Here is a 1,334-nt window from a genome sequence, read left to right as displayed (position 1 = left end):
TCATCGGTGTGATGAAGATGGTCCTCGCACTCCAGAACGAGACCCTTCCCAGGACCCTGCATGCCCAGGAGCCCAGCCCGCTGATCGACTGGGGGACCAGCGGCCTCCAACTGCTCCAGAACGCCCGCCCCTGGGAACGCGACGAGAACCGGGTACGCCGTGCGGGTGTGTCGTCGTTCGGGCTGAGCGGTACGAACGCGCATGTGATCGTGGAGGAGCCGCCGGTCGTCGAAGAGGCGGAGGTGGCGGAGGTTTCCGGCGGTGCGGTGCCGGTGGTGGTGTCGGGGCGTGACGAGACCGCTTTGCGGGAGCAGGCGGGGCGCTGGGCGTCCTGGATCTCCCGTGGTGAGGGTGTGCGGGTGGCGGATGTGGCGGTGACGGCTGCCCGGCATCGTTCGCACTTCGAGTCCCGGGCCAGCGTCGTTGCGTCGGATGCGGCCGGGCTGGTCGARGCGCTGGAGGCACTGGCCGAGGGGCGGGCCCATGACGCGGTCGTCACCGGCAGCGCCGAGCGCCGCGGGAAGGTCGTCTTCGTCTACCCCGGCCAGGGCTCGCAATGGGTCGGCATGGGMCGTGAACTCCTGGAATCCAGCGAGGTGTTCGCACAGACCGTGAACGCCTGTGACGCCGCTCTGCGGCCGTTCACGGGCTGGTCGGTGCGGGAGGTCCTGGCCGGTGAGGAGGGCGAGAACCCGCCGTTCGACCGGGTGGACGTGGTCCAGCCGGCGCTGTTCGCGATGGGTGTGGCCCTGTCCGCACTCTGGCGGTCCCTCGGTGTCGAACCGACGGCCGTGGTCGGTCACTCGCAGGGCGAGGTGGTSGCCGCGGTGGTGAGCGGTGCTCTCACCCTGGAGCAGGGCGCACAGATCGTCGCCCAGCGCTCCAAGGCCGTCCTGGCCTGCGCCGGACAGGGCGGCATGGCCCTCATCGAACGCCCCGTCGCGGTGGTGGAGGAGTTCCTCGCCCCGTACGGCGACGCGTTGTCCGTCGCCGCGGTCAACACCGCCGGGTCCACGATCATCTCCGGGGAGGCGGACGCGATCGAACGGATCGTGGCCGAACTCCAGGAGAAGGAGGTCTACGCCCGCAAGATCAACGTGGACTACGCCTCCCACAACGCCCAGATGGACCCCCTCCTGCCCGCCCTCGCCAAGAGTTTYGAGGACCTGGCCCCGCACCGTGCCGACCTCGCGTTCTACTCCACGGTGACGGGAGACGTCTCCGACGGCACGGACCTGGACGGTACGTACTGGTGCCGCAACCTGCGCGAGCCCGTCCGTCTCGACCGCGCCCTGAACAGGCTCCTCGACGATGGTCACACCGTCTTCGTGGAG

Annotated in this window: 1 protein-coding gene; it reads left to right on the top strand. The window is 69.8% G+C overall.

From position 1 onward, the window contains the following. Positions 1-11: 11 nt before the first annotated feature. The coding region (locus tag EAO76_RS43505) for a type I polyketide synthase (protein ID WP_148841714.1) at positions 12-1,334 on the top strand (1,323 nt) is incomplete at its 3' end.

Source organism: Streptomyces sp. sk2.1 (genome assembly GCF_008120935.1).
Taxonomy (GTDB): domain Bacteria; phylum Actinomycetota; class Actinomycetes; order Streptomycetales; family Streptomycetaceae; genus Streptomyces.
The sequence above is the reverse complement of the archived record's forward strand: the minus strand, read 5'-3'. Positions and strand labels throughout refer to the sequence as shown.